Origin of the sequence: Nonomuraea sp. NPDC050022, assembly GCF_044460705.1 — a bacterium.
Classification (GTDB): domain Bacteria; phylum Actinomycetota; class Actinomycetes; order Streptosporangiales; family Streptosporangiaceae; genus Nonomuraea.
Map to the genome: position 1 here is coordinate 216,168 of NZ_JBITKE010000013.1, position 23,999 is coordinate 240,166.

Below are 23,999 nucleotides of genomic sequence, written 5' to 3' on the forward strand. Positions count from 1 at the left end.
CGGGGGGTTTGTCGGGAATCACTGCTTGACGCTTCCAGTAGCGAGGCCCGACTGCCAGAACCGCTGGAGCCCCAGGAAAGCGATGATCAACGGCACGATCGACAGCAGGCTGCCGGTCAGGATGAGCGTGTAGGTGGCGTCACCGGCACCGGAGGTGCCGCTGTTGGCCTGTGCGTTCCACTGGTTGAGGCCGACCGTGAGCGGGAACCAGTCCGGCGAGTTCAGCACGATCAGCGGCAGGAAGTAGTTGTTCCACGTCGCGACCAGCGCGAAGAGCAGGACCGTGACGAAGCCCGGAGCGAGCAGCCGCAGCGCGATGGTGCGGAAGATCCTGAACTCGCCCGCCCCGTCGATTCGGGCCGACTCCAGGATCGAGTCGGGCACCGCGTCGGCCGCGTAGACCCGCATCAGGTAGAGGCCGAACGGGCTGCACAGCGCCGGGATGAGCACCGCCCACGGGGTGTCGACGATCCCGACCCGGCTGAACAGCAGGTACGTCGGCACCGCGAGGGCCGTGCCCGGAATGGAGATACCGCCCAGCACCACCGCGAACAGCAGCTTGCGACCCGGGAACTCGTACTTCGCCAGCGCGTAACCGCCGAGGGTGGCCAGCAGGGCGGCACCGCCCGCGCCCACCACGGAGTAGAGCACGGTGTTGCCGAACCAGCGCACGAAGATGCCGTTGTTGTAGCTCAGGGTGTCGCCGATGTTGGCGAACAGGTGGAAATCCCCGCCGAACCAGAGCCCGAAGGTCGAGAACAGGTCCCCGCCGTTCTTGCTGGCGTTGGCCAGCAGCCAGAACAGCGGCAGCACCGCGTACGCGAACATCACCAGCATGATCACCGTGAGGGCGGGGCTCTTCCCCCGGCGCCGCGCCTTGGTGGAGCGGTGCGCGGCCTGCCCGCCCGTGGTGCGGTTCGCCTCGGCGACGGCCGTCACAGCGTCTTCTCCCTTCTCGCCGTGATGATCTGCACCGCGTACGCCACGACGATGGTGACGACGCCGAGCAGCACGGCGACGGTGGCCGAGTAGTTGATCTGCTGGCCGTTGAAGGCGAGGTTGTAGGCGTACATGTTGGGCGTGTAGCTCGTCCCGATCGCCGCGGGTGCGAGCTTCTGGAGAATGTTCGGCTCGTTGAAGAGCTGGAAGCTGCCGATGATCGAGAAGGTCGTCGCCACGAGCAGCGCGGGACGCAGGGCGGGCAGCTTGACGCTCCAGGCGATGCGGATGGCGCCCGCTCCGTCCATCTCGGCCGCCTCATAGAGCTCGGTCGGTACGGACCGCAGCGCGGCGTACAGGATGATCATGTTGTAGCCGACGAACTCCCAGGTCACCATGTTGCCGATGGAGGAGAGCATCCAGGAGCGCGAGAGCAGGTCGGGGACCGCGACGCCGACGGCCTTGCCGATCTGGCCGACCAGACCGAACTGGTCCCCGTACATGTAGCCCCACATGAGGGCCGACACCACGGCCGGCACCGCGTACGGCATGAAGATCGTGATGCGGAACAGCGACGGCCAGCGCAGCCTGCCGCTGTCGATGGCCAGCGCGCAGCCCAGGGCGATGAGCAGCATGACGGGCACCTGCACGACCAGGAAGAGCGCGACGCGGAGCAGGCCGGCGCCGAACAGCGCGTCGCCGATGGCGCGGGTGTAGTTGGCCACGCCGGCGAAGACCGTGCCGCCGATCATGCGTTCCTGGAAGAAGCTGAGATAGACCGCGTACACCAGCGGCGCGACCACCGCGACCAGGAAGACCACGAAGAACGGCAGGAAGAAGGCGTAGCCGGCGACACGCAGGCGCAGGACCGGCCGGGCGAGACCGCCGGGCGCGGTCACCGGCCCGGCGAGGCCGGCGGGCGCGGTCATCCTGTGCTCCTGCCGCGGGATGTTCGCGCTGCCACGAAGACTGGCACTGAACTCTCCTTGTCGGGGCATGGCGATCCATGGACCGCCCCATTACCTGCGCCACCGTGGAGCGCTCGGCGCTGCGATCGCGAGGACTCGTGTTTACGTGAACATGGCGAAGATGTCCCGTAGTCTCCATTCGCCGCCAGAACATGTCAATAGGTAACCCAAAGTTAACACCAATGCCGGATTTATCACTGTTTGTGACTACATGTCGGCTGAGACGGCACCCCATTGACGGATGGGTCATGTTCACGTAAACATCGTGCGAGAGTTTGCACGACAGCAAGCCCATCGGATGACCAGAGGTGCCAGTGGACGGGGCGACCCAGAAAACCGCGGCGGGACGGCGCTCGCCCAGGCGGCCGTCCATGGCCGACGTCGCCGCGATGGCTGGAGTCTCCAGCCAGACGGTCTCCCGGGTGGTCAACAACCGCAGCAACGTAGAGGAAGAGACCCGCCAGCGCGTCCTGTCGGCCATGCGGGTCCTCGGATACCGGCCCAACACCGCCGCCCGCGCCCTGGTCACCGGCCAGTTCCGCACCCTGGGCCTGATCAGCTTCGGGCTCGGCAGCTTCGGCAACGCCCGTACGGTCGACGCCGTCACCAAGGCGGCGCAGCGCGCCGGCTACACCGTGAACATGATCGCCGTCGAGTCGCAGACCGAGCGGGCCGTGCACGAGGCGTTCGACCAGCTGACAGTGCAGGCGGTCGACGGCATCGTGGTCGTCGAGGCGCAGATCCTCGACACCCCGGCGCTGCGCCTGCCGCCGGACGTGCCGGTCGTGATGGCCGACGGCGACGTCAGCCTCCGCCACCCGATGGTCGACACCGACCAGGCCCTCGGCGCCCGGCTCGTCACCCGTCACCTGCTCGGCCTCGGTCACGAGACGGTCTGGCACGTCGCCGGACCCGAGGACTCCTATGCCGCGCGACGCCGGGCGGAGTCCTGGCACGCGACGCTCAAGGAAGCGGACGCGACGGTGCCCCAGATGCTGTTCGGCGACTGGAGCGCGGCCAGCGGCTACGAGGCCGGCCGCGTCCTGGCCCGGCGGCCCGGCGTGACGGCCGTCTTCGCCGGCAACGACCAGATGGCCCTCGGCGTGATGCGCGCGATGATCCAGGCGGGACGCCGCATCCCTGAGGACGTGAGCATCGTCGGTTTCGACGACATCGACGAGTCGGCCTACCTGTCCCCCTCGCTCACCACCGTCCGGCAGGACTTCGACGTGGTGGCCGAGCGGATCGTGTCGCTCATGATCGACCAGATCGAGACCGGTACGGCTCCCGCCGCCACCGCCTTCGTCGCCCCTCAGCTGATCGTCAGGGAGAGCACCGGCGCACCGCCACCGACCGCCTGATCCGACCAACTCCAGCACGCCCCACACCGACGAAACGTCCCCGCCGAAGAACATCCCACCCGCCGCAGCACGCCCCGCCCAAGAAGGGAGGAGCGACGGTCCTCGCCCGCCGAGGCCGCCGCGCCGACGATGAACGCCGTACCTCACGATGTCAGGCCGGGCTCCGGGACCACCGGCGCCCCGTCCCCGGGCGACCGGTTGTGGCGCCGGCTCGGCGGCGTGGCCTTCGGCGGCGACTACAACCCCGAGCAGTGGCCGGCCGCGACCAGGGCGGAGGACCTGCGCCTCATGGCCGAGGCCCGGGTCAACCTCGTCACCGTCGGGGTGTTCGGCTGGGCGCGGGTGGAGCCCGCGCGCGGCGCGTACGACTTCTCCCTGTTCGACCAGGTCCTGGATGACCTGCACGCGCACGGGATCACCGTCGACCTCGCCACCATGACGGCGTCCCCGCCGCCCTGGCTCGTCCACGAGCACCCGGAGATCCTGCCGGTCACCGCGGACGGGACCGTGCTGGGCCCCGGCGGGCGGCAGCACTTCTGTCCCTCCAGCCCGGTCTACCGGGAACGGGCGGCGCTCCTGGTGGAGCGGCTGGCCACGCATTATCGCGACCATCCGGCACTCGGGCTGTGGCACATCGGCAACGAGTACGGCTGCCACATCGCCGCCTGTTACTGCGAGGTGTCGGCGGCCGATTTCCGCCGCTGGCTGCGCGAGCGCTACGGCGACGACCTGGAGGCGCTGAACGACGCCTGGTCGACGGACTTCTGGTCGCAGCGGTACGCCTCCTTCGACCACGTCCAGCCGCCCCGCGCGGCTCCGACGTACCCCAATCCGGCCCAGCAGCTCGACTACCTGCGCTTCGGCAACGAGGCGCTGCGCGACTGCTTCGACCTGGAGGCGGGCATCCTGCGGCGGGTCACTCCCGAGGTGCCGATCACCACGAACTTCCTGGGCGGCCTGAAGGCCGTGGACGTCTTCGACTGGGCACCGCGGCTGGACGTCGTGTCGGTCGACTCCTACCCCGACCCCCACGACGAGCGGCCGCATCTGGCCCCGGGCCTGCTGTACGACACGATGCGCGGCGCCGGCGGCGGGCAGCCGTGGATCCTGATGGAGCAGGCGCCGAGCGCGGTCAACTGGCGGGGCAGGAACGCGATCAAGCAGCCCGGCCAGATGCGGCTGTGGAGCTGGCAGGCCGTCGCGCAGGGCGCCGACGCGATCCTGTACTTCCAGTGGCGGCAGTCACGCGGCGGCGCCGAGAAGTTCCACTCGGGCATGGTGCCGCACGCGGGGGCCGACAGCCGGGTCTTCCGCGAGATCACCGCGCTCGGCCGGGAGCTGGCCTCGGTGCCCGACCTGCCGGGCACGCGGGTCCGCAACCAGGTGGCGATCCTGCTCGACTGGAACAGCTGGTGGGCCCTCGAGCTCGACTCCCACCCCTCGGACGGCGTACGGCAGGAGGAGCGCCTGCTGGACCATTACGGCCCGCTGTTCGACCTCGGGGTCGGCGTGGACGTGGTGCCGCCCTCGGCCGAGCTGACCGGCTACGCGCTCGTCGTGGTGCCGAATCTGTACCTCCTGTCGAGCGCGGACGCACAACGCGTCTCGTCGTACGTGTCCGGCGGCGGCGCCCTGGCCGTCTCCTTCTTCAGCGGGATCGTGGACGAGCATGACCGGGTCCACCTGGGCGGCTACCCCGCGCCGCTGCGCGAGGTCCTCGGGGTCCGGGTCGAGGAGTTCTGCCCGGCGGCCGAGCACGAGCGGTTCCCCGTACGCGGTCACGGGGTGCTTTCGCACCTCGAAGGGGTCGCCGATCTGTGGCGGGAGGACCTTCATCTGGCCGGCGCCGAGCCCGAGCTCGTCTTCGACTCCGCCGACTGGGCCGGGCGCCCGGCCGTGACCAGGCACGAGTTCGGCGCGGGGATCGCCCGCTACCTCTCGACCCGGCTCGACGCGGTCACCATGCGGGCGGTCCTCGGCCGGGCGCTCGCCGAAGCGGGCGTGACCCCGGTCGTCGAGGGGCTGCCTACAGGGGTACAGGCCGGCGTCCGGGCCGGAGCCGGGCGCCGCTTCCTGATCCTGCTGAACCACACCGGCGACAAGCACGACATCGCCCTCGGCGGCGAGTGGACCGACGCCCTGGCTCCGTCGGACGAGAGCGTCGGGACCGTCACCCTGCCACCTTCGGGCGTCGCCGTGCTCCGGGCCGCCGAGCGAGTGAACCAGACGACCCAGCGGGTGGATTAGGCGTCCGCTCAGCCCTCGGATGATCAGCGGATGATGCGGGCCCGAGCCCGGAGCAGTGCGGCCACGATCGCCTCCTCGCGTTCGGGATCGAGGCGGACGAGGGGGATGGAGCAGCTGAGCGCCTCGTTCGGGACGCGTCCCAGGTCCAGGGAGACGGCGAAGCAGCGCAGCCCGAGGGTCGATTCCTGCTCGTCGACGGCGTGGCCACGGCGCCGGATCTCCTCGAGTTCGGCGCGCAGTGCCACCCGGTCGGTGAAGGTGTGGACGGTACGGGGCTCCAGGGTCTCCGGCAGGAGTTCGTCGACCTCGTCCCAGGGGCGCCCGGCGAGGATCGCCTTGCCGAGACCGGTGGCCCAGCACGGCAGGCGCCGGCCGGGGCGGGTGACGACGGCCAGGGAGTGTTCGGAGATGTTGGTGGCCAGGTAGACGATCTCCACGCCGTCGAGACGGGCCAGGTGGACGGTCTCGCCGAGCTCGTCGTTCAGGTCGTTCATCACCGGACGGGCCCGCTGGACGAGGTCGTCCCGCTCGATGTACGACATCCCGGCCCGCAGCGCGCGGATGCCGAGCCGGTAGCGGCCGCCACCGTCGGCCTCCACCCAGCCCGTGCTCACCAGTGTGGTGAGCAGCGCGTAGCCGCTCGCCCGCGGCAGGCCCAGCGCGCTGGTCAGCTCGCGCAGTGAGCACGCCTTCGGGGCTGAGCTGAGGTGTTCGAGCACCGCGATGGTCCGCTCGGCCGATTTGACGCTGCGGACGCCTCCCCCGGTCTCGGCGGATTGAGGTAACGAGTCCGGGGCGTATTGCGTCATCGACCACCTCTTGACGTTTGGTGAAACACCCACTTAATGTCTCGGCTACAAATATAGATGCTGTCTCCATATGTAGACAAGAGGTTGCTGTTGATGTCCCCCGCAGTCACGCGAGTCGCCGCTTCCCTCTCAGGCTTGCTCGCCTTCCCCGTCACACCGTTCACGGAGTCGGGGGACGTGGATCTGTCCGGGCTCAAGGCTCATCTCACCGACGTGCTCGCCGCGCGGCCCAGCGCGATCTTCGTCGCCTGCGGGACCGGGGAGATGGCGTCGTTGACGGCCACGGAGCACCAGGCGGTGGTCAAGGCCGCCGTGGAGCACGTCGCGGGAACGGTCCCGGTGCTCGCCGGGGTCGGCGGCGGCACGCGGACGGCCGCCGAGTTCACCCGCGCCGCGCAGGCCGCCGGGGCCGACGCCCTGCTGGCGCTACCGCCGTACTTGCAGGTCGGGCCGCCGGCCGGGCTCGTGGCGCACTACCGGGAGGTGGCCGCCGCCACGGATCTGGACGTGATCCTCTACCAGCGGGGTACGGCGCTGTTCTCCCCGGAGGCGGTGGCCGAGCTCGCCGAGGTGGACAACATCGTCGCGCTGAAGGACGGGCACGGCGACATGGAGCTGCTCCAGCTCATCCAGACCGCCACCGGCGGACGGCTGCCCCTGCTGAACGGCATGCCGACGGCCGAGATCTTCGCCCGCTCCTACGTCGGACTCGGCGCCCGCGCCTACTCCTCGGCGGTGCTGGCCTTCCTCCCGGAGGTCGCCGTCGCGTTCTTCCAGGCGTTCGAGAAGGGCGACGAGGCGACCCAGGACCTCCTGCTGCGCGAGTTCTACGCCCCCCTCGCCGCACTGCGCAACACGACGCCCGGCTACGCCGTCTCCCTCGTCAAGGCCGGGCTGGACATCCGCGGCCGCTCCGCCGGACCCGTCCGCTCGCCACTGGCGCAGGTCACCCCGGAGCACCGCGAGCAGCTCGCCAGCATCATCGACCGCGGCCTTTCCGCCCTCAGCGCGGCACCTGTCGCATAGCACGTGGCCTGCCCGGCATCAGGAGCAGGCGATTTCGGAGGAATTATGATCAACCCCCCCAACTCCCGTCAGGCAGCCTCTGCCCTCTTGGCGCTGGGCACCCTGCTGTCTGTCGGCGCCTGCTCGGTCGCGAACAGCGGCCCGGAGCCGTCGGCCGGCGGCGGCGCGGCGGCGAGCACCGTCCGCATCGTGCTGCCCGAGGAGCCGCCCACGCTGGAGCCGTGTGACGCCTCTCTCACCGCGACCGGACGCGTCACCCGGGCCAACATCACCGAGGCTCTGACGGAGCGTGACCCGAGCTCCGGGCAGCTCCAGCCGGCGCTGTCCACGGAGTGGAAGCAGGACTCGCCCACCGAGTGGACCTTCACCCTGCGCAAGGGCGTGAAGTTCCACGACGGCACCCCGTTCGACGCCAAGGCGGCCGCCTTCTCCATCGAGCGCACGCTCGGCTCCAAGGTCGACTGCAACGTCAACGGGTACGTCTTCGGCGGCATCAAGCTCACGGTGACGGCCGCTGACGACGTGACCCTCAAGGTGAAGACGGCCAAGCCGGACCCGATCCTCCCGCTGCGGCTGTCCTTCGTCGAGATCGTGCCGACCACCACGAACGCCACCGGCAAGGTCCGGGAGCCCGTCGGCACCGGCCCGTACAAGATCGCCAAGTGGGACGCCGGCCGCAGCCTGCGCCTGGAGCGCTTCCCCGGATACTGGGGCAAGGCGCCGGACTTCGCCGCGGCCGAGTACGTCTGGCGTGGTGAGGGCAGCATCCGCGCGGCCATGATCAAGAGTGACGAGGCGGACATCGCCGTCGGCCTCGCCCCCGAGGACGGCGCCGGCGACTCGGCCGTGCAGTTCCCCAACAACGAGACCTCCTACCTGCGCATCGACGCCGCCAAGCCGCCGCTCAACGACCTTCGCGTGCGCCAGGCGATCAACTACGCCATCGACAAGGACGGGCTCGTCGCCTCGGTCTTCGCCGGGCTCGGCAAGCCTGCGGGCCAGCTCGTCCCCGAAGGCGTGACCGGTCACAGCCCGGCCATCCAGCCCTGGCCGTACGACATGGCGCAGGCCAAGAAGCTGATCGCGGACGCCAAGGCGGCCGGCGTCGCCACGGACACCCCCATCACGATCATCGGCCGGAACGGGATCTACCCCAAGGCCGCCGAGGCGATGGAGGTCGTGCAGAACTCGCTCACCGAGGCCGGGCTCTCGGTGAAGATCCAGATGCTCGACGTGAACGCCTGGCTGGAGTACCTGCTGCGCCCCTTCCCCAAGGACGCCGGCCCCACCCTGCTGCAGGCCCAGCACGGCAACCAGGCCGGTGACGCGGCCTTCACCATGGGCCAGATCTACGGCACCAAGGGCGCGCAGAGCAGCTTCGGCACCCCCGAACTGGACGACCTGATCACCGCCGGCGAGCAGGCCTCGGGCGAGGAGCGCCAGACGGCGTTCGCCAAGGCGCTCGATTACCAGAACAAGGACGTCGTACGCGACGCCGTCCTGGCGCACATGACCGGCATCCTCGCCCTGTCGAAGAAGGTCACCTACAAGCCCAACGCCGCCACGAACGACGAGATGCGCCTCGCCGAGCTGCACCCGGCCGGCTGAAAGGAGCAGGTGTGCTGACCTTCCTGCGGCATCGCGTCACCTCCAGTGCGATACCGCTGGTCGTGGTGGTCCTCGGCGTGTTCTACCTGGCCCGCCTGACCGGCGACCCGGCGAACCTCTACCTGCCGCTCAGCGCCACCGCTGAGATGCGGGCGGAGTTCGCCGCCCGGCACGGGTTCGACCAGCCGCTGCTCGTCCAGTTCGGTGACTACCTGGCTCAGGTGGTCCGGCTGGACTTCGGCGAGTCGCTGCGGACCGCCGAGCCCGCCGCCAACGCGGTGCTGCGGGCCTTCCCCGCGACGCTGCAGCTGGCGGGCGCCACGATGATCCTGGCGATCCTCGGCGCGGTCGTCGTCGGGAGCTGGGCGGCCTACCGCCCGAACTCCCTGGCCGACCGGGTCGCCAGCTTCACCTCGACGACCGCGGCCAGCATGCCGGACTTCTGGTTCGCCATCATGGGCGTCCTGGTCTTCTCCGTGGCTCTCGGCTGGCTGCCCACCTCAGGCACCGAGGGCGCGGCGGCGTGGGTGCTGCCGGTGCTCACCCTGCTGATCCGGCCGTTCGGCGTGCTGGTGCAGGTGGTGCGCGGGGCGATGGTCACGGCGCTGTCGGCGCCGTACATCAAGGTGGCCCGGAGCAAGGGCGCGAGCGAGCTGCGGGTGGTCTTCGGCCACGCGCTGCGCAACGCCGCGCCCCCCGCGCTCACCGTGGCCGGTGACCTGGCGGTCGGGCTGGTCAACGGGGCCGTGGTCGTCGAGACCATCTTCGGCTGGCCGGGCATCGGCAAGCTGATGATCACCTCGATCCTGCAGCGCGACTTCGCGGTGCTGCAGGCCGCGGTCCTGGTGACCGCGATCACCATCTTCGCGCTGAACATCGTCATCGACGCCTGTTACGCGCTCCTGGACTCCCGAGTCCGTCAGGGGGTGACGGCATGACCAGCCTCGTGGAGGCTCCTCCCGCCGCTCGGCGGATCACCTGGTGGCGGCTGCTGGCGCGGGATCGGTTCGCCTGCCTGGCGGTGGTGATCCTGGTGATCGTGGCCGTCGGCGCCATCGTGGGGCCGATCCTGCTCGGCGACCTGGCCGTGAAGCAGAACCTGCGGGCGGTCAACCGGCCGCCGTTCAGCCTCGACGACGGCTTCGCGTTCGTGCTCGGCAGCGACTCGCTCGGCCGCAGCCTGCTCGCCCGGCTCATCGTGGCCAGCCGTACGACGCTCTCCGTCGCCATCCCGGCCGTGGTGATCTCCCTGGTCGTCGGGTCGGTGTGGGGCATGTGGGCGGGCTACCACCGAGGCTGGCGGGAGAACGTCTCCATGCGCGTGGCCGACGTCATCCTCAGCTTCCCCTCGCTGCTGCTGGCCGTGGTCGTGCTGTACGTCTTCTCCCCCAGCGCCGGGAACATCGTCCTGGTCCTGGCCATCGCCCGCATCCCGGTCTACCTGCGGGCCGCGCGGGCGGAGTCCGCCGAGTTGCAGAGCCGGCTGTTCGTGGACGCGGCGCGGACGTTCGGCACCAAGAGCTGGGCGATCATCGGCAGGCACGTGGCGCCGACCGTGCTGCCCACCCTGTTCACCGTCGCGACCCTGGACTTCTGTTTCGTGATGCTGACCGAATCGTCGCTGAGCTTCCTGGGCATCGGCATCCAGCCGCCGGACATGAGCTGGGGCCTGATGGTCGCCCAAGGGCGGCAGGTACTGCAGAGCGCCTGGTGGATCGCCGTCTTCCCCGGAGTCGCCATCGTGGTGACGACCGTCTCGGCGACCATCCTCGCGTCCTGGGCGCGCCTGGCCATGGACCCCGGCCAGCGGTGGCGGCTCACCCTGCCCCGCTCTCGCCGCGAGAACTCCCGCCGCAAGAACAAGGAGGTGCGGCCATGAGCGAGTCTCCGGTACTGGAAGTGGACCGGCTGGCGGTCGACATCCGGACCCCCTCCGGGACGGTACGCGCCGTACGCGAGGTCAGCTTCTCCGTCCGCTCCGGTGAGACACTGGCGCTCCTGGGCGAGTCGGGCTGCGGCAAGAGCATGACGGCACAGGCCATCGTCGGTCTGCTCGACCCGGTGGCGCACGTAGCGGGCGGCGCCATACGCCTGGACGGCACCGACATCCTCACCCTGCCGCCGGCACAGCGCAGGCGGCTGGCCGGGCCCGGCCTGTCCATCGTGTTCCAGGACGCGCTCACCGCGCTGAACCCCGTACAGACGGTCGGCGCCCAGCTGGCCGAGCCGTTCAGGATCCACCAGCGTCTCTCCCGCCGCGATGCGCGCAAGCGGGCCGTCGAGCTGATGGAACGGGTCGGCATCCCCGAGGCCGGTGCCCGGGTGAGCGCCTACCCGCACCAGTTCTCCGGCGGCATGCGTCAGCGGCTGCTCATCGCGCTGGCGATGGCCCTGCACCCCAAGGTGCTGCTCGCCGACGAACCCACCACCGCCCTCGACGTCACTGTGCAGGCCCAGATCATGGAGCTGCTGCGCGAGCTGCGCACCGAGCAGCAGACGGCGCTGATCCTCATCACCCACGACCTCGCGGTGGTGGCCGAGCAGGCCGACCACGTGGCCGTCATGTACGCGGGAAACATCGTCGAGACCGGCCGGGTGGCGGACGTGTTCGCCCGGCCGCGCCACCCGTACACGCGCGGGCTGCTCGACTCGGTGCCGGCCGAGGTGGCGCGCGGCGTCACCCTGAAGTCCATCCCGGGCAGCCCGCCCGACCTGCACTCGGTTCCCTCGGGCTGCGCCTTCCGCGCGCGCTGCCCGATGGCGAGCGACGTGTGCGCGGCGGAGCGTCCCGTCCTCGTCGAGGCCGGACCCGGTCGCCTGTCCGCATGTCATCACTGGAAGGAGCTGCCCGATGACTGACACATCCGACATGGAGGCGCCCCTGCTGGACGTGGCAGGGGTGAGCAAGACCTTCCACGTCGCTCGCGGCGCCTCCGGCAGCAACCGGCTGCGCGCACTGGACGGCGTCGACCTGCGGCTGGCCCGCGGCGAGACGCTGGGCCTGGTCGGGGAGTCCGGCTGCGGCAAGTCGACGCTCGCCCGGGTGCTGCTCATGCTGGAGCGCCCGGACCAGGGCCATGTCAGGTTCGAGGGTACGGACCCGTTCGCGCTGCGCGGCAAGGAGCTGCTGAAGTGGCGGCGCCGGGTGCAGATGGTGTTCCAGGACCCGTTCGCGTCACTGAACGCCCGGCTGTGCGCCGAGGACATCGTCGGCGAGCCCTGGCGGACGCACCGTGACCTGGTGCCGGTGAAGGAGCGCGGGAAGCGGGTGGCCGAACTCCTGGAGATGGTGGGGCTGCGGGCGAGCGACGCCCGCCGTTACCCGCAGGAGTTCTCCGGCGGCCAGCGCCAGCGCCTGGGGATCGCCCGCGCGCTCGCCCTCGAACCGGACGTCATCGTGTGCGACGAACCGGTGTCGGCGCTCGACCTGTCGGTCCAGGCGCAGGTGCTCAACCTGCTCACCGACCTGCAGGCCCGGCTGGGCGTATCGTACGTGTTCATCTCCCATGACCTGTCCGTCGTCCGCCACGTCGCCGACCGTGTCTCGGTCATGTACCTCGGCAAGATCGTCGAGACGGGGCCGACCAAGCAGGTATTCGACCAGCCGCGCCATCCGTACACCGCCGCGCTCATGTCCGCGGCGCCGGTCCTCGACGTCACCGCGGGGGTTCGGCGGGAGCGGATCCTGCTGCAGGGCGAGGTGCCCTCTCCGCTCGACCCGCCGTCGGGATGCCGGTTCCGTACGCGCTGCTGGAAGGCTGAGGACGTCTGCGCCCAGGTGGTGCCGCCGCTGGAGCTGTACGGTGACGACCCGCCGCACCTGGCCGCGTGTCACCTCCCGCTCCAGGAGGTCGCGGAACCCGGTTGATGAGGCCGTTGCTGGGATGAGACTCTCAGGCGCTCGGTCACCTGACGACCGCTCCTGTCCACCCAGCTAACGGCGACACAGCCGGAGGTATCGATGGCGAGATTGACCCTCATCCATCCTGACGACGCGACCGGGGACGCGGCCAAAGTACTCGCGGCCCTACCGGTCAAGCTCAACATCTTCCGCATGCTGGCGCACGCGGAGTCGTGTGTGCTCCCGCAGGTGCGGCTGGGCACGGCCATCCTCAGCAGTCTTGATCTCGGGCATCGGCGACGCGAGCTGCTGATTCTGCTCGTCGCGCGGATCGAGGGCGGCACCTACGAATGGCGGCAACACGTGCCGATCGCCCTGGGGGTCGGCGTTCCGCAAGCGCAGATCGACGCGATCGAGCAGGGGAACCTCGCCGATAATGCCTTCGACGATGAGGTCTTCGACAACGCGGAGCGCGCGCTGCTCGCGTTCGGGAAGCAGGTGATCGAGGACGTCCGGGTCGAGGACAGCGTGTTCACGGAGGTTCGACGACACTTCTCGGAGCGGGAGATCGTCGAGGCGATCCTGGCGATCGGCTTCTACATGACCATGGCCCGGCTGACCGAGGTGACGCAGACCGATCTCGACCCGGCCTCGGGAATGACCGTGTTCGACTCCCTCCAGCCCCGGGACACATCCGCATGAGCCTCGTCGGCGCCTTCGGATCGCTGGTGGCCAGGGCGCCGACAGATACTCTCCCTCGCCGGACGTATGCTTGACCCGTCAACAAAATTCGCAACGCGGCGGACCGTAGACATCTCCGCGTCCCCACTCTGGAGACGAACATGACCGATCGTGCCGACCAGATCATCGACGCGCTGCGCAGCGGCCACGATCACCTGGCCACCCTTGTCCGCGGCCTCGCGGCCGACGACCTCACCCGGCCGTCCGGCGCGTCGGAGTGGGACGTGTCCCAGGTGCTCAGCCACCTGGGCAGCGGCGCCGAGATCAACCTGGCCGGTCTGGAGGCCACGCTGAGCGGCACCGCCGGCCCAGACGGAGACTTCAACAAGTCGGTCTGGGCCCGCTGGGACGCGATGTCCCCGGCCGAGCGGGCCGAGGGCTTCCTGACCGCCAACGAGGCGCTGGTCAGCCGCTACGAGAGCCTTGACGCGCAGACACGCGAGGAGCTGCGGATCAAACTCGGCTTCCTGCCGGTCCCCGTGGACGTCGCGACCGCGGCGGGGCTGCGGCTCAGCGAGTTCGCCCATCACTCGTGGGACGTCGAGGTCGCCTTCGACCCGGCGGCGACCCTGGCCCCCGCCGCGGCCGAACTGCTGCTCGACCAGGTGGGCATGCTCATCCACTTCATCGGCAAGGCCGACGCCCTCGCCGGCCGCCAGGTCGGCGTGGCCATCCGGACCACCTCGCCCGAGCGCTCCTTCGGGCTCGCCGTGGGTGACGCGGTCAGCCTCACCGACGAGCCGGCTCAGCCCGACGCCGTCCTCAGCGCGCCGGCCGAGTGGTGGCTGCGTCTCACCACCGGCCGCCACTCTCCCGAGCACACGCCGAGCGTCGTGACCCTCACGAGCGACAGCCTCACCTTGGACGACCTGCGACGGATCTTCCCCGGCTTCTGACCTGGCCGCTGACCCGGCCGCTGACCCGGCTTCTGATTCGGCTGGCGGCCGCCTGACCGCCACCGGCCCACCCCGCCGTCCCGTAACCGCCCAACGCGCCTGCCCACCCCGCCGGGCTGCACCCGCCCACCACGTCGTCCTGTAGCCGTGCGCAGCGCGCCTCCCCCCGCAGGCCGCACGGGCGGCCGACCATGAGGGGATGTCGGCCACCAACCGCCTGCCCATCCTGAGCCTGGCGCTGGCCTCGGGCTCCATGGACGCCTTCACCTTCCTCGCCCTGGGCCAGGTCTTCACCTCGAACATGACCGGCAACCTGGTCCTGCTCGGCGTGTCAGCCGGCCGTGGCCGCCTCTCCGAGGCCCTGGGCTCGCTGGTGGCGCTGATCGCCTTCACCTGTGGCCTGGTCGCCGCGTTCCGGTTCACCGGGGAGGCCACCGGCTGGGCCGCCCGGATCAGGCTGGCCTTGGCCGCCGAGCTGGGCCTGCTGATCGCGCTGGCCATCGCCTGGGCCCTGTCCGGCCCGCGCCTCCCGCTGATCGCGACCGCCGCCCTCGCCATGGGCGTCCAGAGCGCGGTGACCCATCGTCTGCGGACCTTCATCGGCTCGACGACGTTCATCACCGGCGCGCTGACCAGCTCGTTCTCCCGCCTCCTCACTCCCGAGGACGGGCAGCCGCACATTCCCGAGCTGGTGGCCGTGCTCTTCGCCCTGGCGCTCGGCGCGGCCGCCGCCACGGTGAGCCTGCACCTGCTCCCCGCGGCGGCTCCGGTGATCGCGCTGCTGGCCGTGGCCCTCGCTCTGATCACCGGTACGCGCTGACGCCGCCCGATCAGCTCTCGTACAGGACCGCGTGCAGCCGGGCGACGAAGGACTTCGGGTCGTCGACGAAGCCGATGTGACCGCCGGGGAACATCGTCGGCTCGATGCCGAGTGCCGCGGCGAGCGCGATCGACGTGCGGTCGCAGAGCTGGCCGGCCGAGTCCTCGCCGATGCCGATCACGACGCGGGTACTCGCCGCGCGCAGAGCGGCGAAATCGGGCCGCCAGCGGACGGTGTCGCGCATCTCGTGGGCGAACCAGCGGCGTTCGTCCGCGACCTGGCGCGGGTCGCGTTCCCCGCCGAACATCATCTCGATCGCGCCGTCCGGCATGACGATGTCGGCCTGAGCCATGAACTTCCGCCAGGCCCCTGTGACATCGCCCGCGAGGTAGGTGGCGATCTGGTCGTCGGTCCCGGCGTAGAGCTGCTCGCGGTCCTCCAGCGGGTCGACCACCGGGGCTTCGTGGGCGATGACGGTGTGGGCCTGCTCAGGGTGGGCCTCGGCGAACGCCAGCGCGGTGACGGCGCCGCCGCTGGAGCCGAAGATCGCGGCCGGGCCGGCGTCGAGGTGGGTCAGGAGCCGGGACAGGTCGTCGGCGCGCAGCTGCGGGGTCGAGTCCTGTTCGGGGTCGTGGAGGGGGCTGCGGTTGATGCCGCGCGGGTCGGTGGTGAGCACGGTGTGGTCGGTGGCCAGCAGCTCGGCCACCGGGGCGAAGGAGTCGGCGTTCATCGGGGCACCGACGAGCACCACCAGGGGGCCCTCGCCCCGTACCTCGTAGTACAGGCGGGCGTCAGGGACCTCAAGGGTGTTGTGCATCGGAGTTCTCCTGGTCTGGAGGTTGGTGGTCGGTCCAAGAGGTGACTCCGGTGATGGGGCAGAATCGTCGCTTGTGAGCGAAGTCTTTTCCGCCACAACAGCGGACACGTCGGCGGAGGGTGCCGAAGACCTGGTCCGGGCGCGGGCCGGGGACGATGCCGCGTTCAACCGGCTCGTGGAGCCGTTGCGCCGGGAGCTGCACGCCCACTGCTACCGCATGCTCGGCTCCACCCACGACGCCGACGACGCCCTCCAGGACGCCCTGCTGCGGGCGTGGCGGGGGCTCGCGCGTTTCGAGGGCCGCAGCTCGCTGCGCTCGTGGCTGTACACCGTGGCCACCCACACCTGCCTGGATAGCATCGAATCCAGGGGTAGGCGAGCCCTGCCGATGGATCTCGGCCCGTCCAGTGATCGCGCCGTGCTCGGCGACGCCCCGCTGGCCGACGTCGCCTGGCTGGGCCCCTATCCCGACGCGGCTCTCGGCGCGGGCGGACCGGCCGCGCGCTACGAGCAGCGCGAGGCCGTCGAACTCGCCTTCGTCGCCGCCATGCAGCACCTGCCGGGCAACCAGCGCGCGGCGCTGCTGCTCTTCGAGGTCCTCGGGTTCTCCGCCGCCGAGATCGCCACCACGATGAACACCTCCACCACGTCGGTGAACTCCGCCCTGGCCCGAGCCCGCAAGATCGTCGCGGAGAAGGTGCCCGCTCCCACCCAGCAGCGGACGTTGCGCCAGATCGACGACGCCAGGGTGCGGGAGATCGTCGCCGGTTACTCCACCGCGCTCGAACGCGGCGACGCCAACGCCCTGGTCGCGCTCCTGACCGAGGACGTCACCTGGTCGATGCCGCCGCTGCCGCACTGGTATCACGGCCTGGCGGCCGTCGCCGACTTCGCCAGGCGGGTCCCGCTGACCGCCTGCGGCAGCTGGCGGCACCTGCCGGTCACCGCGAACGGCCAGCCCGCCGTGGCCTGCTACCTCCGGAGCCAGGGCGCCGGCGCGCACCTCGCCTGGTCGATCAACGTGCTGACCCTGCGCGGCGAGCGCATCCGCGAGGTCACCTCGTTCATCGGCGCCGAGCACTTCACGCCCTTCGGGCTGCCCGCCTCACTGCCCTGAGATGGGCTCAGGGGCGCCGATGGCGGTAGTGGTGGACGGCCAGGGCGACGGCGCACGCGATGGTGACGAGCCCGAATCCGATGCCGACGAAGATGTTGGAGCCGATGTTCGAGGTCACTATGTTGAGGACGGCACTGATCGCGAGCAGGAGCCACAGCACGGGACGGAACATCCCGCGCCGAGCGTCGGCGGACTGTGCCGGACGGGCTGCCTCGGAGACGTTCAGGATGTCGGACATGAGGTGCTCCTCACTCGATGGGCTGTCACCCATCGAAGCTACGGACGATCACCACTGACGACGATCCCATCAACGGGACAAGCCGGGTACAGCAGGCTGTACTCCTCGGCCGATGATCTGCCGACCGCCCAAGTGATGCCCTATTGTCCTGGGCTGAGGAGGCGCCGCCGGGCGATCTCCCGGGCCAAGGAGGTGCCGCATGCCGACCGACGACCCCACGACCGGCCGGCGGGCGGCCCGCTGGGACGCCCTCGCCCTCGCCCGTGCCCGAGTCGTCCTGGACGCGCTCGAACACCTCGTCGGCGGGTTCGGCACCTCGTTCCTGGCGCTGATCGCCTTCGCGCTGGTGATCGCCACCGCGATCACCAGCCTCGTCGGCGTGGGCCTGCTGCTGGCGCCCGTCACGCTGCGCGTGGTGCGTGTCGTCGCCGATCGGGAACGCGGGCGGCTCTCCCGCTGGGGTCCGGAGGTCGTCGGCCCGGAGCCGATACCGCACGGGCTGCGCGCCGCCCTCGCGGACTCGGCCGTACGCGGGGAAGTGGGCTGGGTGGCGACGCATGCCGTCTTCGGGCTGTTTGTCGGTGCGATCGGTCTCTCGCTGCCCCTCTACGCGGTGCGTGACATCCCCTTCCCGTTGTACTGGCGGCTGCTGCCACCGGACGTGGCGGCCACGTCGGCCAGCGGGCTCTGGACCGTGCAGGGCTGGCCCAGCGCCCTCGCCGTCTCCTTGCTGGGCATCGGCTGGATCATCATCACCGCCACGATCATCCCGGGAATGGCGCGGCTGCAGGCCTGGCCCGGCCGACGGCTCCTGGCGCCCGTCTCCGGCACCGACCTCGCACTGCGCGTCGTACAACTCACCGCGACCCGCGCCGCCGCGCTCGACGCGCACTCCGCCGAGCTGCGGCGCATCGAGCGGTCGCTGCACGACGGGACGCAGAACCGGATCGTCGCCGTCAACGTCCTGCTCGGCGCGGCCCGCCGGGCTCTGACGCGCGACCCGGCCAGCGCCGAGGCCATTCTCGAACGCGCGCAGGACGCCGCCGAGCAGGCACTCGCCGAGCTCCGCGGGGTCGTCCGCAGTATCCTGCCGCCGGTGCTGACCGACCGGAGCCTCTCGGACGCGCTCACCGGTCTGGCCACGGCCTGCCCGGTGCCCTGCCGGATCGACGCCGACCTGCCCGTCCGGTGCGCCTCCTCGGTCGAGGCGACGGCCTACTTCGTGGTGGCCGAGACGCTCACGAACATCGCCAAGCACAGCCGTGCCAGTCGCGCCGACGTCCTGGCCCGTCTCCGGGACGACCGGCTCCACCTGCGGATCACCGACGACGGCCAGGGCGGGGCGGACGAACGCGACGGGTCCGGGTTCGTCGGCATCCGCCGCCGTACCGAAGCACACGATGGGACATTCATGCTGACCAGCCCGCCCGGTGGGCCCACCACCGTGACCGTGAGCCTGCCATGCGGATCGTGATCGCCGAGGACGATCCGCTCCTGCGCGAAGGGCTCGCGCTGCTGCTCCGCGCCGAGGGCATCGACGTCGTGGCCACCGCCGGCGACCCCAGCGGCTTCCTGGACGCCGTCGGGGCCCACAAGCCGGACGTGGCGATCGTCGACGTACGGATGCCGCCGACCCACACCGACGAGGGGATCGTCGCGGCCGTCGAGGCCCGGCGCCGCCAGCCGGACCTGGCCGTGCTCGTGCTGTCCGCCTATGTCGAGCAGGCGTTCGCCACCGAGCTGCTCTCCCATGGCAGCTCCCGCCTCGGGTACCTGCTGAAGGAGCGGGTCGGGCGGGTGGACGAGTTCCTGACCGCGCTGCATCGGGTGGCGGACGGGGGCACGGCCATCGATCCGGATGTCGTCGCGCAGCTGCTCGTACGCACCCGGCCCGACACCCGGCTGGAGCGCCTCAGCCCGCGCGAACGCGACGTGCTGGCCCTGATGGCCGAAGGTCTGGGCAACGCCGCCATCGCCGAGCGGCTCTTCGTCACCGACGGCGCCGTGCACAAGCACATCCGCAGCATCTTCGCCAAGCTCGACCTGGCGCCCACCGACCGGGCGGACCGGCGCGTCACCGCCGTCCTGCACTACCTGGAGGACGCCAACCGCCGAGTCTGACCCGGGTGTCACTTGCTGGGCTGGGGTGTCTGGCAGGCGATCTTCGGGTTCATGCCGAGATAGTTCAGCGGACCGGCCACGATCGTCACGGCGATGGTGGCCAGCTTGTTGCAGTTGTCGACCGGTCCCGAGTAGTAGTCGCGCTGGCCCGCCGCGAAGGCACCGACGATCAGCCAAAGGATCACCACTACAGACGCTAAGCGCATCGGTTCTACCTCCGTCATTCCGCCTTGGTCACCAGTCTCTCCCCCTGGCGAGGCCGAGGAAACGGACAGTTTTCCCACCGTCCGTCACTGAAGAGGGACCTTCGGCGACTTTCTGAGCGGAGGAGCGCCGGTGGTCAGGTCCTTGACCTGGCCGGTGGTGCTGGTGGCCGCCAGAGCGACGGCGAACAGGATGAGCTGATTGAGCAACTTGAGAAACACCAGCATCCCCACTGCTCCGGCGACCACCTGATAGGCGGGGTTGGCCGCGGTGAGGTTGAGGTAGACCTGCCCGAGGGTCTTGAGGATCTCCAGGCCGATCATGATGACGAGCGCCGGGCCGATCACCCTGCGCAGCGGCAGGTGCAGCCGGGGCGGGGCGGTCAGCAACGCCATGGCCAGCAGGGTGTTGATGCCGAGACCGATGACGAACGCGGCCGCCGACAGCGCCCACTGGGCCCAGTCGGCGTCCGTCCCCACCGTGTGGACGGCCAGCCAGCTCAGCAGCCATTCGGCGGCGAAGGCGAGGGCGATCGACAGGAAGAGCAGCACACCGAGCCCGGCCACCACGCACAGGTCGATGAGCTGGCGCAGGATGAACCTCCCCGGATACTCCTCGATGCGCCAGATCGCCCTGCTGGCCGAGCGCAGGGCGTCCATCCAGAACAGGCCCGTCAACGGCAGCGCGACGAAGGCCACCGCTCCCGCCGTCGCCCGCGCGTCGATCAGCGCCTGCACGTTCAGCCGCGGGAAGTTCTCGCTCAGATAGTGCTGCACCGCGATCAGCACCGGCGGATAGTCCAGGTACCGGCCGAGAATGGCGAACCCCAGCAGCGCGAGCGCGAAGGTGGCGAAGAAGGAGTAGTACGTGAGCGCGGCCGACAGCCGGCCGCCGTCCACCTTGTCATAGCGGATCAGGGCCCGGACCAGATGATCCAGCCAGCCATGACGACTTCGCGCCCGAGCCCAAGCCGCCGGCAACCGTCCGAGCTTGCTCACCGTACCGTCCAAAACCGCTCGATCTTCAAGCTGAGCCTCTACCCGGGCGTGCGTCGAATCATCCTGGCCGCACCTTACTGGGCGGCCGGGATCCGTGCCTATCAGGAGCGGAGGTGAGAGTCTGGAAGACGTGAAGCCGGATCGGGGACCCCTCTGGGGGCTGGTGCCACCCACGTTGGCCAAGCTGGCCGCCTGGAGCGCCTGCTTGATCCTCATCGGCTTCGTGGCCAACTACATAGTCAACATCGTGGTGCTGATGCACCTCATCGCCCTGCCGGTCGCGGTCGCGCTGCTGCTGACCGCGTTGCTGTTCCCCCTCACCAGGCGGCTGCGCGCGATGGGGCTGCGGCCGATCTACGCCACGTGGATCACCATGCTCGTCGCGTTCGCCGTGGTGGCCGGGACGGGCTGGGTCATCGGCGTACGGGCCAACGAGGAGTTTCCCGGCCTGGTGAAACAGGTGCAGCAGACCGCCAAGACGATGGAGGGCTGGCTCTACACGGGCCCGCTGCACGTGAAGCCGAACCAGCTCAGCAACTGGGTCGACGACATCGCCAACCTGGTCACCGAACAGCAGCGGCAGATCACCTCGACCGTGCTCGCGGGCACCGTCGTGCTGCTCGAAGCGCTGGCCGCGACCGTCCTGCTGCTCTTCGTGACGTTCTTCCTGCTCAAGGACGGGGACCGGATCTGGGCGTGGTTCCTCAAGGGGTTCGGTACGGTCGCGCCACGGGTCGATCGCGCCGGGCGCACGGCCTGGGTCACGCTCTCGCACTACGTACAGGGCACCGTGGCCGTGGCGGCGGTGCACGGCATCCTCATGGGCATCGTGCTCGCGATCATGGGCGTCCCGCTCTGGGCGGCGCTGGCCGTACTGATCTTCCTGGCCAGTTTCATCCCGATCGTCGGCATCTTCTTCGCCGGAGCCGTCGCGACGCTGGTCACGCTCGGTGCGAAGGGTCCGATCTACGCGCTCATCTTCGTCGGCATCCTGGTCGTCGAGCAGCAGTTGGAGAACCACGTCCTGCAGCCGCTGATCGTCGGCCGGGCGCTCCATTTCCACCCGCTGGCGATCATCATCGTGCTCTCCGTCGGCGGCATCCTGGCGGGGATCGCGGGCGCGATCGTGGCCGTGCCGATCGCGGCGATCCTGTACCGATCGGTGCCCGAACTCTTCCGGGACGAACCGCTCCCGCTCCCACCTGCGCCGGAGCCGGAACCACCACCGCACCACGGCAAACCCGCCCAGACCGGCGGTGGACCAACGCTGCCTACCGGGTGACGCGATGATGCGCGGCGGGACTAGGCGCTCGTGGCCAGGAGGATCTTCAGCAGCTCGTCGGGCGCGTCCCGCATCACGTTGTGCCTGGACGCGAGGGCATGCGCGCGCCACGACGGATCGGCCAGCGCCCGCTCGTAGGCCGGCTTGAAGGCCGACTCCCCCTCGCCCTCGGCCGCGTACACATAGTCCTTGCTCCGGAACCGGTCGAGCCCGCCGCGCAGACGGATCGACTGGATGAGGGAGGCCAGCGGGTGCGGCGTGGCCCGCGGATCGAAGAAGGGCAGCGGCGCGGTCGCGTAGCCGTTCGCGTGGGCGTCGCCGATGTACCAGTGTCGCTGGTCGTCCGTGGCCAAGGTCCAGCAGGAGTCCCCGTCCTCGGGTACGAAGGCGTCGACATAGACCAGACCGTCGACCCGCTCGGGGACACGGTCGGCGGCACCGGTGATCACCATTCCGCCATAGCTGTGCCCCACCAGCACGACGTCGGTGATCTGCTCGTCCGCCAGGAGATTCACCACGTCCGCGACGTGCGTGTCGAGGTTGACCGAGGCGTTGAGCAGGTGCTTCCTGGCCCCCAGCCCGGTCAGCGTGATCGGGTACGCCTCGTGGCCGTGCTGCCGGAGCCGGCGCGCCAGCGGTTCGAAACACCACGCGCCGTGGCAGGCGCCGGGGACAAGTACGAAGGTCGTCATCTGGGATTCCTCAGGTAGGTGGCTTATGTCTCCAGCCTCCGACAGAAGGAATCAGAAGTCCAAGAGATAGTACGTCTCCTTATGAGAAGGAACGGTTATGGAGGATCATGCGGTGAGCCGGGCGATCTGCCGTAGCTCGCCGCGGGTCGTCTCGCAGTCCAGCCGCCGGAGTTGGTCCACCACCCGGCCGGCCTGAGGGCTGTACTTGAGCTCCTCGGGGCAGTTCTCCGCCACCTTCCTGAGCATGGCGGTGGCGGCTTCCGGGTTGCGGTCCATGGCGTGGGCCGTGGCCAGGGACAGGAAATAGCGGGCCTGCCGGTCCTTCGCGTACAAGCGGTCGGCGTCGACGTCCGCCGCCAGCCGGATGGCCTGCCGGTAGCGTCCCATGCGTGCCGCCACCACCACCGCGTGCAGGTCCACCTCGGTCATGAAATCCACATCGAGCTGCCCGCCGAGCTTGCGGGCGCGGTTCAGGAGTTCCTCGGTCCGGAGGAGGTCGTTCTCCTCGGCGGTGGCCAGCGCCGCCGTCAGGTAGCAGGTGCCGATGGTCGACGGGTCGTCCGTGAGCTCGGTCGCGGCCAGGCACAAGCGGCGGGCGTCGGCGTACCGGCCCAGGTGGATGAGGACTTCGGCCAGTTCGGCCCGGGTGAGCGCCCGCAGGGCGGCGGGGGCGGCGGCCACGGCGCGGTCGGCGGCCAGCAGGGCGAGCGGGTGGTGGCCGCAGCCGCGCAGCAGCGTCGCGAACAGCCGGTAGACGTCGGTGAGGTCGGCGGCGGCGGCCTGCCGGTCCTCGGCCTTCGCGTGCTCCGCCGACGTGTCGGCCATCAGGAGGAGGGCGGGCAGGCGACGGCGTAGCTCGGTGTAGCGCCTGGGCGAGCGCCGCCAGATCTCCCACGCCGACGACACGTGGCGGTGGACGCGGTGCACGCTCTCGGTCACCCCGTCGGCGCACAGCCGGGGGAACAGCAGCGCCCGGCCGACGTCATCGCATTCGCCGTGGTCGCCGGTGGCCGGCAATGTTATGTGGCCGCCGATGAGTTCGGAAAGGTCGTTGACGCGGAGTACGTCGGCGATTCGCATGATGGTGGATAATCGGTCCAGCGGCCTGGCGCCTTTTTCGACCAGCCGGAGCCATTCCTCGCTGCAGCCCACGAGATTCGCCAGAATGCGCCGGGACAGGCCGCGTGCGCGGCGCATGGCCATGATCCGGCCGCCGTCGACCAAGAAATCGCTGGCCATGCCGTCAGATTAGGCGATGAATTCGACGGCCATCG

At 70.2% G+C, this 23,999-nt stretch carries 24 protein-coding genes; 15 read left to right on the forward strand and 9 right to left on the reverse strand.

All coding sequences use genetic code 11. The annotated features are described in order from the left end of the window. Positions 1 to 18: 18 nt before the first annotated feature. Entirely contained in the window at positions 19 to 939 is a 921-nt protein-coding gene (locus ACIBO2_RS45185; RefSeq protein ID WP_397304255.1) for a carbohydrate ABC transporter permease, read from the reverse strand. Next, positions 936 to 1,868, reverse strand: coding sequence for a sugar ABC transporter permease (locus ACIBO2_RS45190; protein ID WP_358532803.1), 933 nt, complete (start codon positions 1,866 to 1,868; stop codon positions 936 to 938). Before ACIBO2_RS45190 ends, ACIBO2_RS45185 begins: the two co-directional genes overlap by 4 nt. 410 nt (positions 1,869 to 2,278) lie before the next feature. On the opposite strand from ACIBO2_RS45190, the gene ACIBO2_RS45195 reads away from it, so the two are divergent. Then, positions 2,279 to 3,268, forward strand: coding sequence for a LacI family DNA-binding transcriptional regulator (locus ACIBO2_RS45195; protein WP_358532805.1), 990 nt, complete (start codon positions 2,279 to 2,281; stop codon positions 3,266 to 3,268). A gap of 129 nt (positions 3,269 to 3,397) precedes the next feature. Then, on the forward strand, positions 3,398 to 5,515 hold the full coding sequence (locus ACIBO2_RS45200; protein WP_397304256.1) for a beta-galactosidase: 2,118 nt from the start codon (positions 3,398 to 3,400) through the stop codon (positions 5,513 to 5,515). Between the two features lie 23 nt (positions 5,516 to 5,538). Here the strand turns inward: ACIBO2_RS45200 and ACIBO2_RS45205 are convergent, their stop codons facing one another. Beyond that, the gene (locus tag ACIBO2_RS45205) at positions 5,539 to 6,324 is read right to left on the reverse strand and encodes an IclR family transcriptional regulator (protein ID WP_397304257.1); all 786 of its coding nucleotides are present in this window, start codon (positions 6,322 to 6,324) and stop codon (positions 5,539 to 5,541) included. A gap of 93 nt (positions 6,325 to 6,417) precedes the next feature. Between ACIBO2_RS45205 and ACIBO2_RS45210 the strand changes: the two genes are divergently transcribed. From ACIBO2_RS45210 to ACIBO2_RS45250, 9 genes are all read left to right on the forward strand, one after another. Beyond that, positions 6,418 to 7,350: a 5-dehydro-4-deoxyglucarate dehydratase gene (locus tag ACIBO2_RS45210; RefSeq protein ID WP_397304258.1), complete on the forward strand. Its 933-nt coding sequence runs from the start codon at positions 6,418 to 6,420 to the stop codon at positions 7,348 to 7,350. Between the two features lie 87 nt (positions 7,351 to 7,437). Further along, positions 7,438 to 8,958 (forward strand): ABC transporter substrate-binding protein, encoded by a 1,521-nt coding sequence (locus tag ACIBO2_RS45215; protein ID WP_358532817.1) that lies wholly within the window; start codon positions 7,438 to 7,440, stop codon positions 8,956 to 8,958. An 11-nt stretch (positions 8,959 to 8,969) separates the two neighbouring features. Then, complete coding sequence (locus ACIBO2_RS45220) at positions 8,970 to 9,896, forward strand: ABC transporter permease (protein ID WP_358532820.1); 927 nt, start codon at positions 8,970 to 8,972, stop codon at positions 9,894 to 9,896. After that, positions 9,893 to 10,837: an ABC transporter permease gene (locus ACIBO2_RS45225; protein WP_358532823.1), complete on the forward strand. Its 945-nt coding sequence runs from the start codon at positions 9,893 to 9,895 to the stop codon at positions 10,835 to 10,837. Before ACIBO2_RS45220 ends, ACIBO2_RS45225 begins: the two co-directional genes overlap by 4 nt. After that, positions 10,834 to 11,817, forward strand: coding sequence for an ABC transporter ATP-binding protein (locus ACIBO2_RS45230; protein WP_358532826.1), 984 nt, complete (start codon positions 10,834 to 10,836; stop codon positions 11,815 to 11,817). The genes ACIBO2_RS45225 and ACIBO2_RS45230 overlap by 4 nt, the downstream gene beginning before the upstream one ends. Next, on the forward strand, positions 11,810 to 12,826 hold the full coding sequence (locus ACIBO2_RS45235; protein ID WP_358532829.1) for an oligopeptide/dipeptide ABC transporter ATP-binding protein: 1,017 nt from the start codon (positions 11,810 to 11,812) through the stop codon (positions 12,824 to 12,826). Before ACIBO2_RS45230 ends, ACIBO2_RS45235 begins: the two co-directional genes overlap by 8 nt. Positions 12,827 to 12,919: 93 nt before the next feature. After that, a complete protein-coding gene (locus ACIBO2_RS45240; protein ID WP_358532832.1) occupies positions 12,920 to 13,501 on the forward strand; it encodes a carboxymuconolactone decarboxylase family protein in 582 nt (193 codons plus the stop codon). A gap of 140 nt (positions 13,502 to 13,641) precedes the next feature. Beyond that, complete coding sequence (locus ACIBO2_RS45245) at positions 13,642 to 14,436, forward strand: maleylpyruvate isomerase family mycothiol-dependent enzyme (RefSeq protein ID WP_397304259.1); 795 nt, start codon at positions 13,642 to 13,644, stop codon at positions 14,434 to 14,436. Positions 14,437 to 14,635: 199 nt separating this feature from the next. Beyond that, positions 14,636 to 15,256, forward strand: a complete 621-nt coding sequence (locus ACIBO2_RS45250) for a YoaK family protein (protein WP_358532838.1) — start codon at positions 14,636 to 14,638, stop codon at positions 15,254 to 15,256. Between the two features lie 10 nt (positions 15,257 to 15,266). Here ACIBO2_RS45250 and ACIBO2_RS45255 read toward each other — a convergent pair whose 3' ends face one another. Further along, positions 15,267 to 16,073, reverse strand: coding sequence for an alpha/beta hydrolase (locus ACIBO2_RS45255; protein ID WP_358532841.1), 807 nt, complete (start codon positions 16,071 to 16,073; stop codon positions 15,267 to 15,269). Positions 16,074 to 16,146: 73 nt separating this feature from the next. Between ACIBO2_RS45255 and ACIBO2_RS45260 the strand changes: the two genes are divergently transcribed. Further along, positions 16,147 to 17,190, forward strand: a complete 1,044-nt coding sequence (locus tag ACIBO2_RS45260) for a sigma-70 family RNA polymerase sigma factor (RefSeq protein ID WP_358532844.1) — start codon at positions 16,147 to 16,149, stop codon at positions 17,188 to 17,190. Positions 17,191 to 17,197: 7 nt separating this feature from the next. Here ACIBO2_RS45260 and ACIBO2_RS45265 read toward each other — a convergent pair whose 3' ends face one another. Beyond that, a complete protein-coding gene (locus ACIBO2_RS45265; RefSeq protein ID WP_358532847.1) occupies positions 17,198 to 17,428 on the reverse strand; it encodes a hypothetical protein in 231 nt (76 codons plus the stop codon). Between the two features lie 199 nt (positions 17,429 to 17,627). On the opposite strand from ACIBO2_RS45265, the gene ACIBO2_RS45270 reads away from it, so the two are divergent. Further along, a complete protein-coding gene (locus tag ACIBO2_RS45270; protein WP_397304260.1) occupies positions 17,628 to 18,902 on the forward strand; it encodes a sensor histidine kinase in 1,275 nt (424 codons plus the stop codon). After that, positions 18,890 to 19,549 carry a response regulator transcription factor gene (locus tag ACIBO2_RS45275; protein ID WP_358532853.1) on the forward strand — a complete coding sequence of 220 codons (660 nt, stop codon included), beginning with the start codon at positions 18,890 to 18,892 and terminating at the stop codon, positions 19,547 to 19,549. The genes ACIBO2_RS45270 and ACIBO2_RS45275 overlap by 13 nt, the downstream gene beginning before the upstream one ends. Positions 19,550 to 19,557: 8 nt before the next feature. On the opposite strand, the gene ACIBO2_RS45280 is transcribed toward ACIBO2_RS45275, so the two are convergent. Together ACIBO2_RS45280 and ACIBO2_RS45285 are read right to left on the reverse strand one after the other, a co-directional pair. Further along, entirely contained in the window at positions 19,558 to 19,734 is a 177-nt protein-coding gene (locus ACIBO2_RS45280; RefSeq protein ID WP_357652507.1) for a hypothetical protein, read from the reverse strand. A gap of 105 nt (positions 19,735 to 19,839) precedes the next feature. Further along, positions 19,840 to 20,751, reverse strand: coding sequence for a YihY/virulence factor BrkB family protein (locus tag ACIBO2_RS45285; protein WP_358532856.1), 912 nt, complete (start codon positions 20,749 to 20,751; stop codon positions 19,840 to 19,842). A gap of 130 nt (positions 20,752 to 20,881) precedes the next feature. Between ACIBO2_RS45285 and ACIBO2_RS45290 the strand changes: the two genes are divergently transcribed. Beyond that, positions 20,882 to 22,033, forward strand: coding sequence for an AI-2E family transporter (locus ACIBO2_RS45290; RefSeq protein ID WP_358532859.1), 1,152 nt, complete (start codon positions 20,882 to 20,884; stop codon positions 22,031 to 22,033). Between the two features lie 20 nt (positions 22,034 to 22,053). On the opposite strand, the gene ACIBO2_RS45295 is transcribed toward ACIBO2_RS45290, so the two are convergent. Then, entirely contained in the window at positions 22,054 to 22,725 is a 672-nt protein-coding gene (locus tag ACIBO2_RS45295) for an alpha/beta hydrolase (RefSeq protein ID WP_358532862.1), read from the reverse strand. 105 nt (positions 22,726 to 22,830) lie between these two features. Then, complete coding sequence (locus ACIBO2_RS45300; protein WP_358532865.1) at positions 22,831 to 23,964, reverse strand: helix-turn-helix domain-containing protein; 1,134 nt, start codon at positions 23,962 to 23,964, stop codon at positions 22,831 to 22,833. Positions 23,965 to 23,999 lie beyond the last annotated feature (35 nt).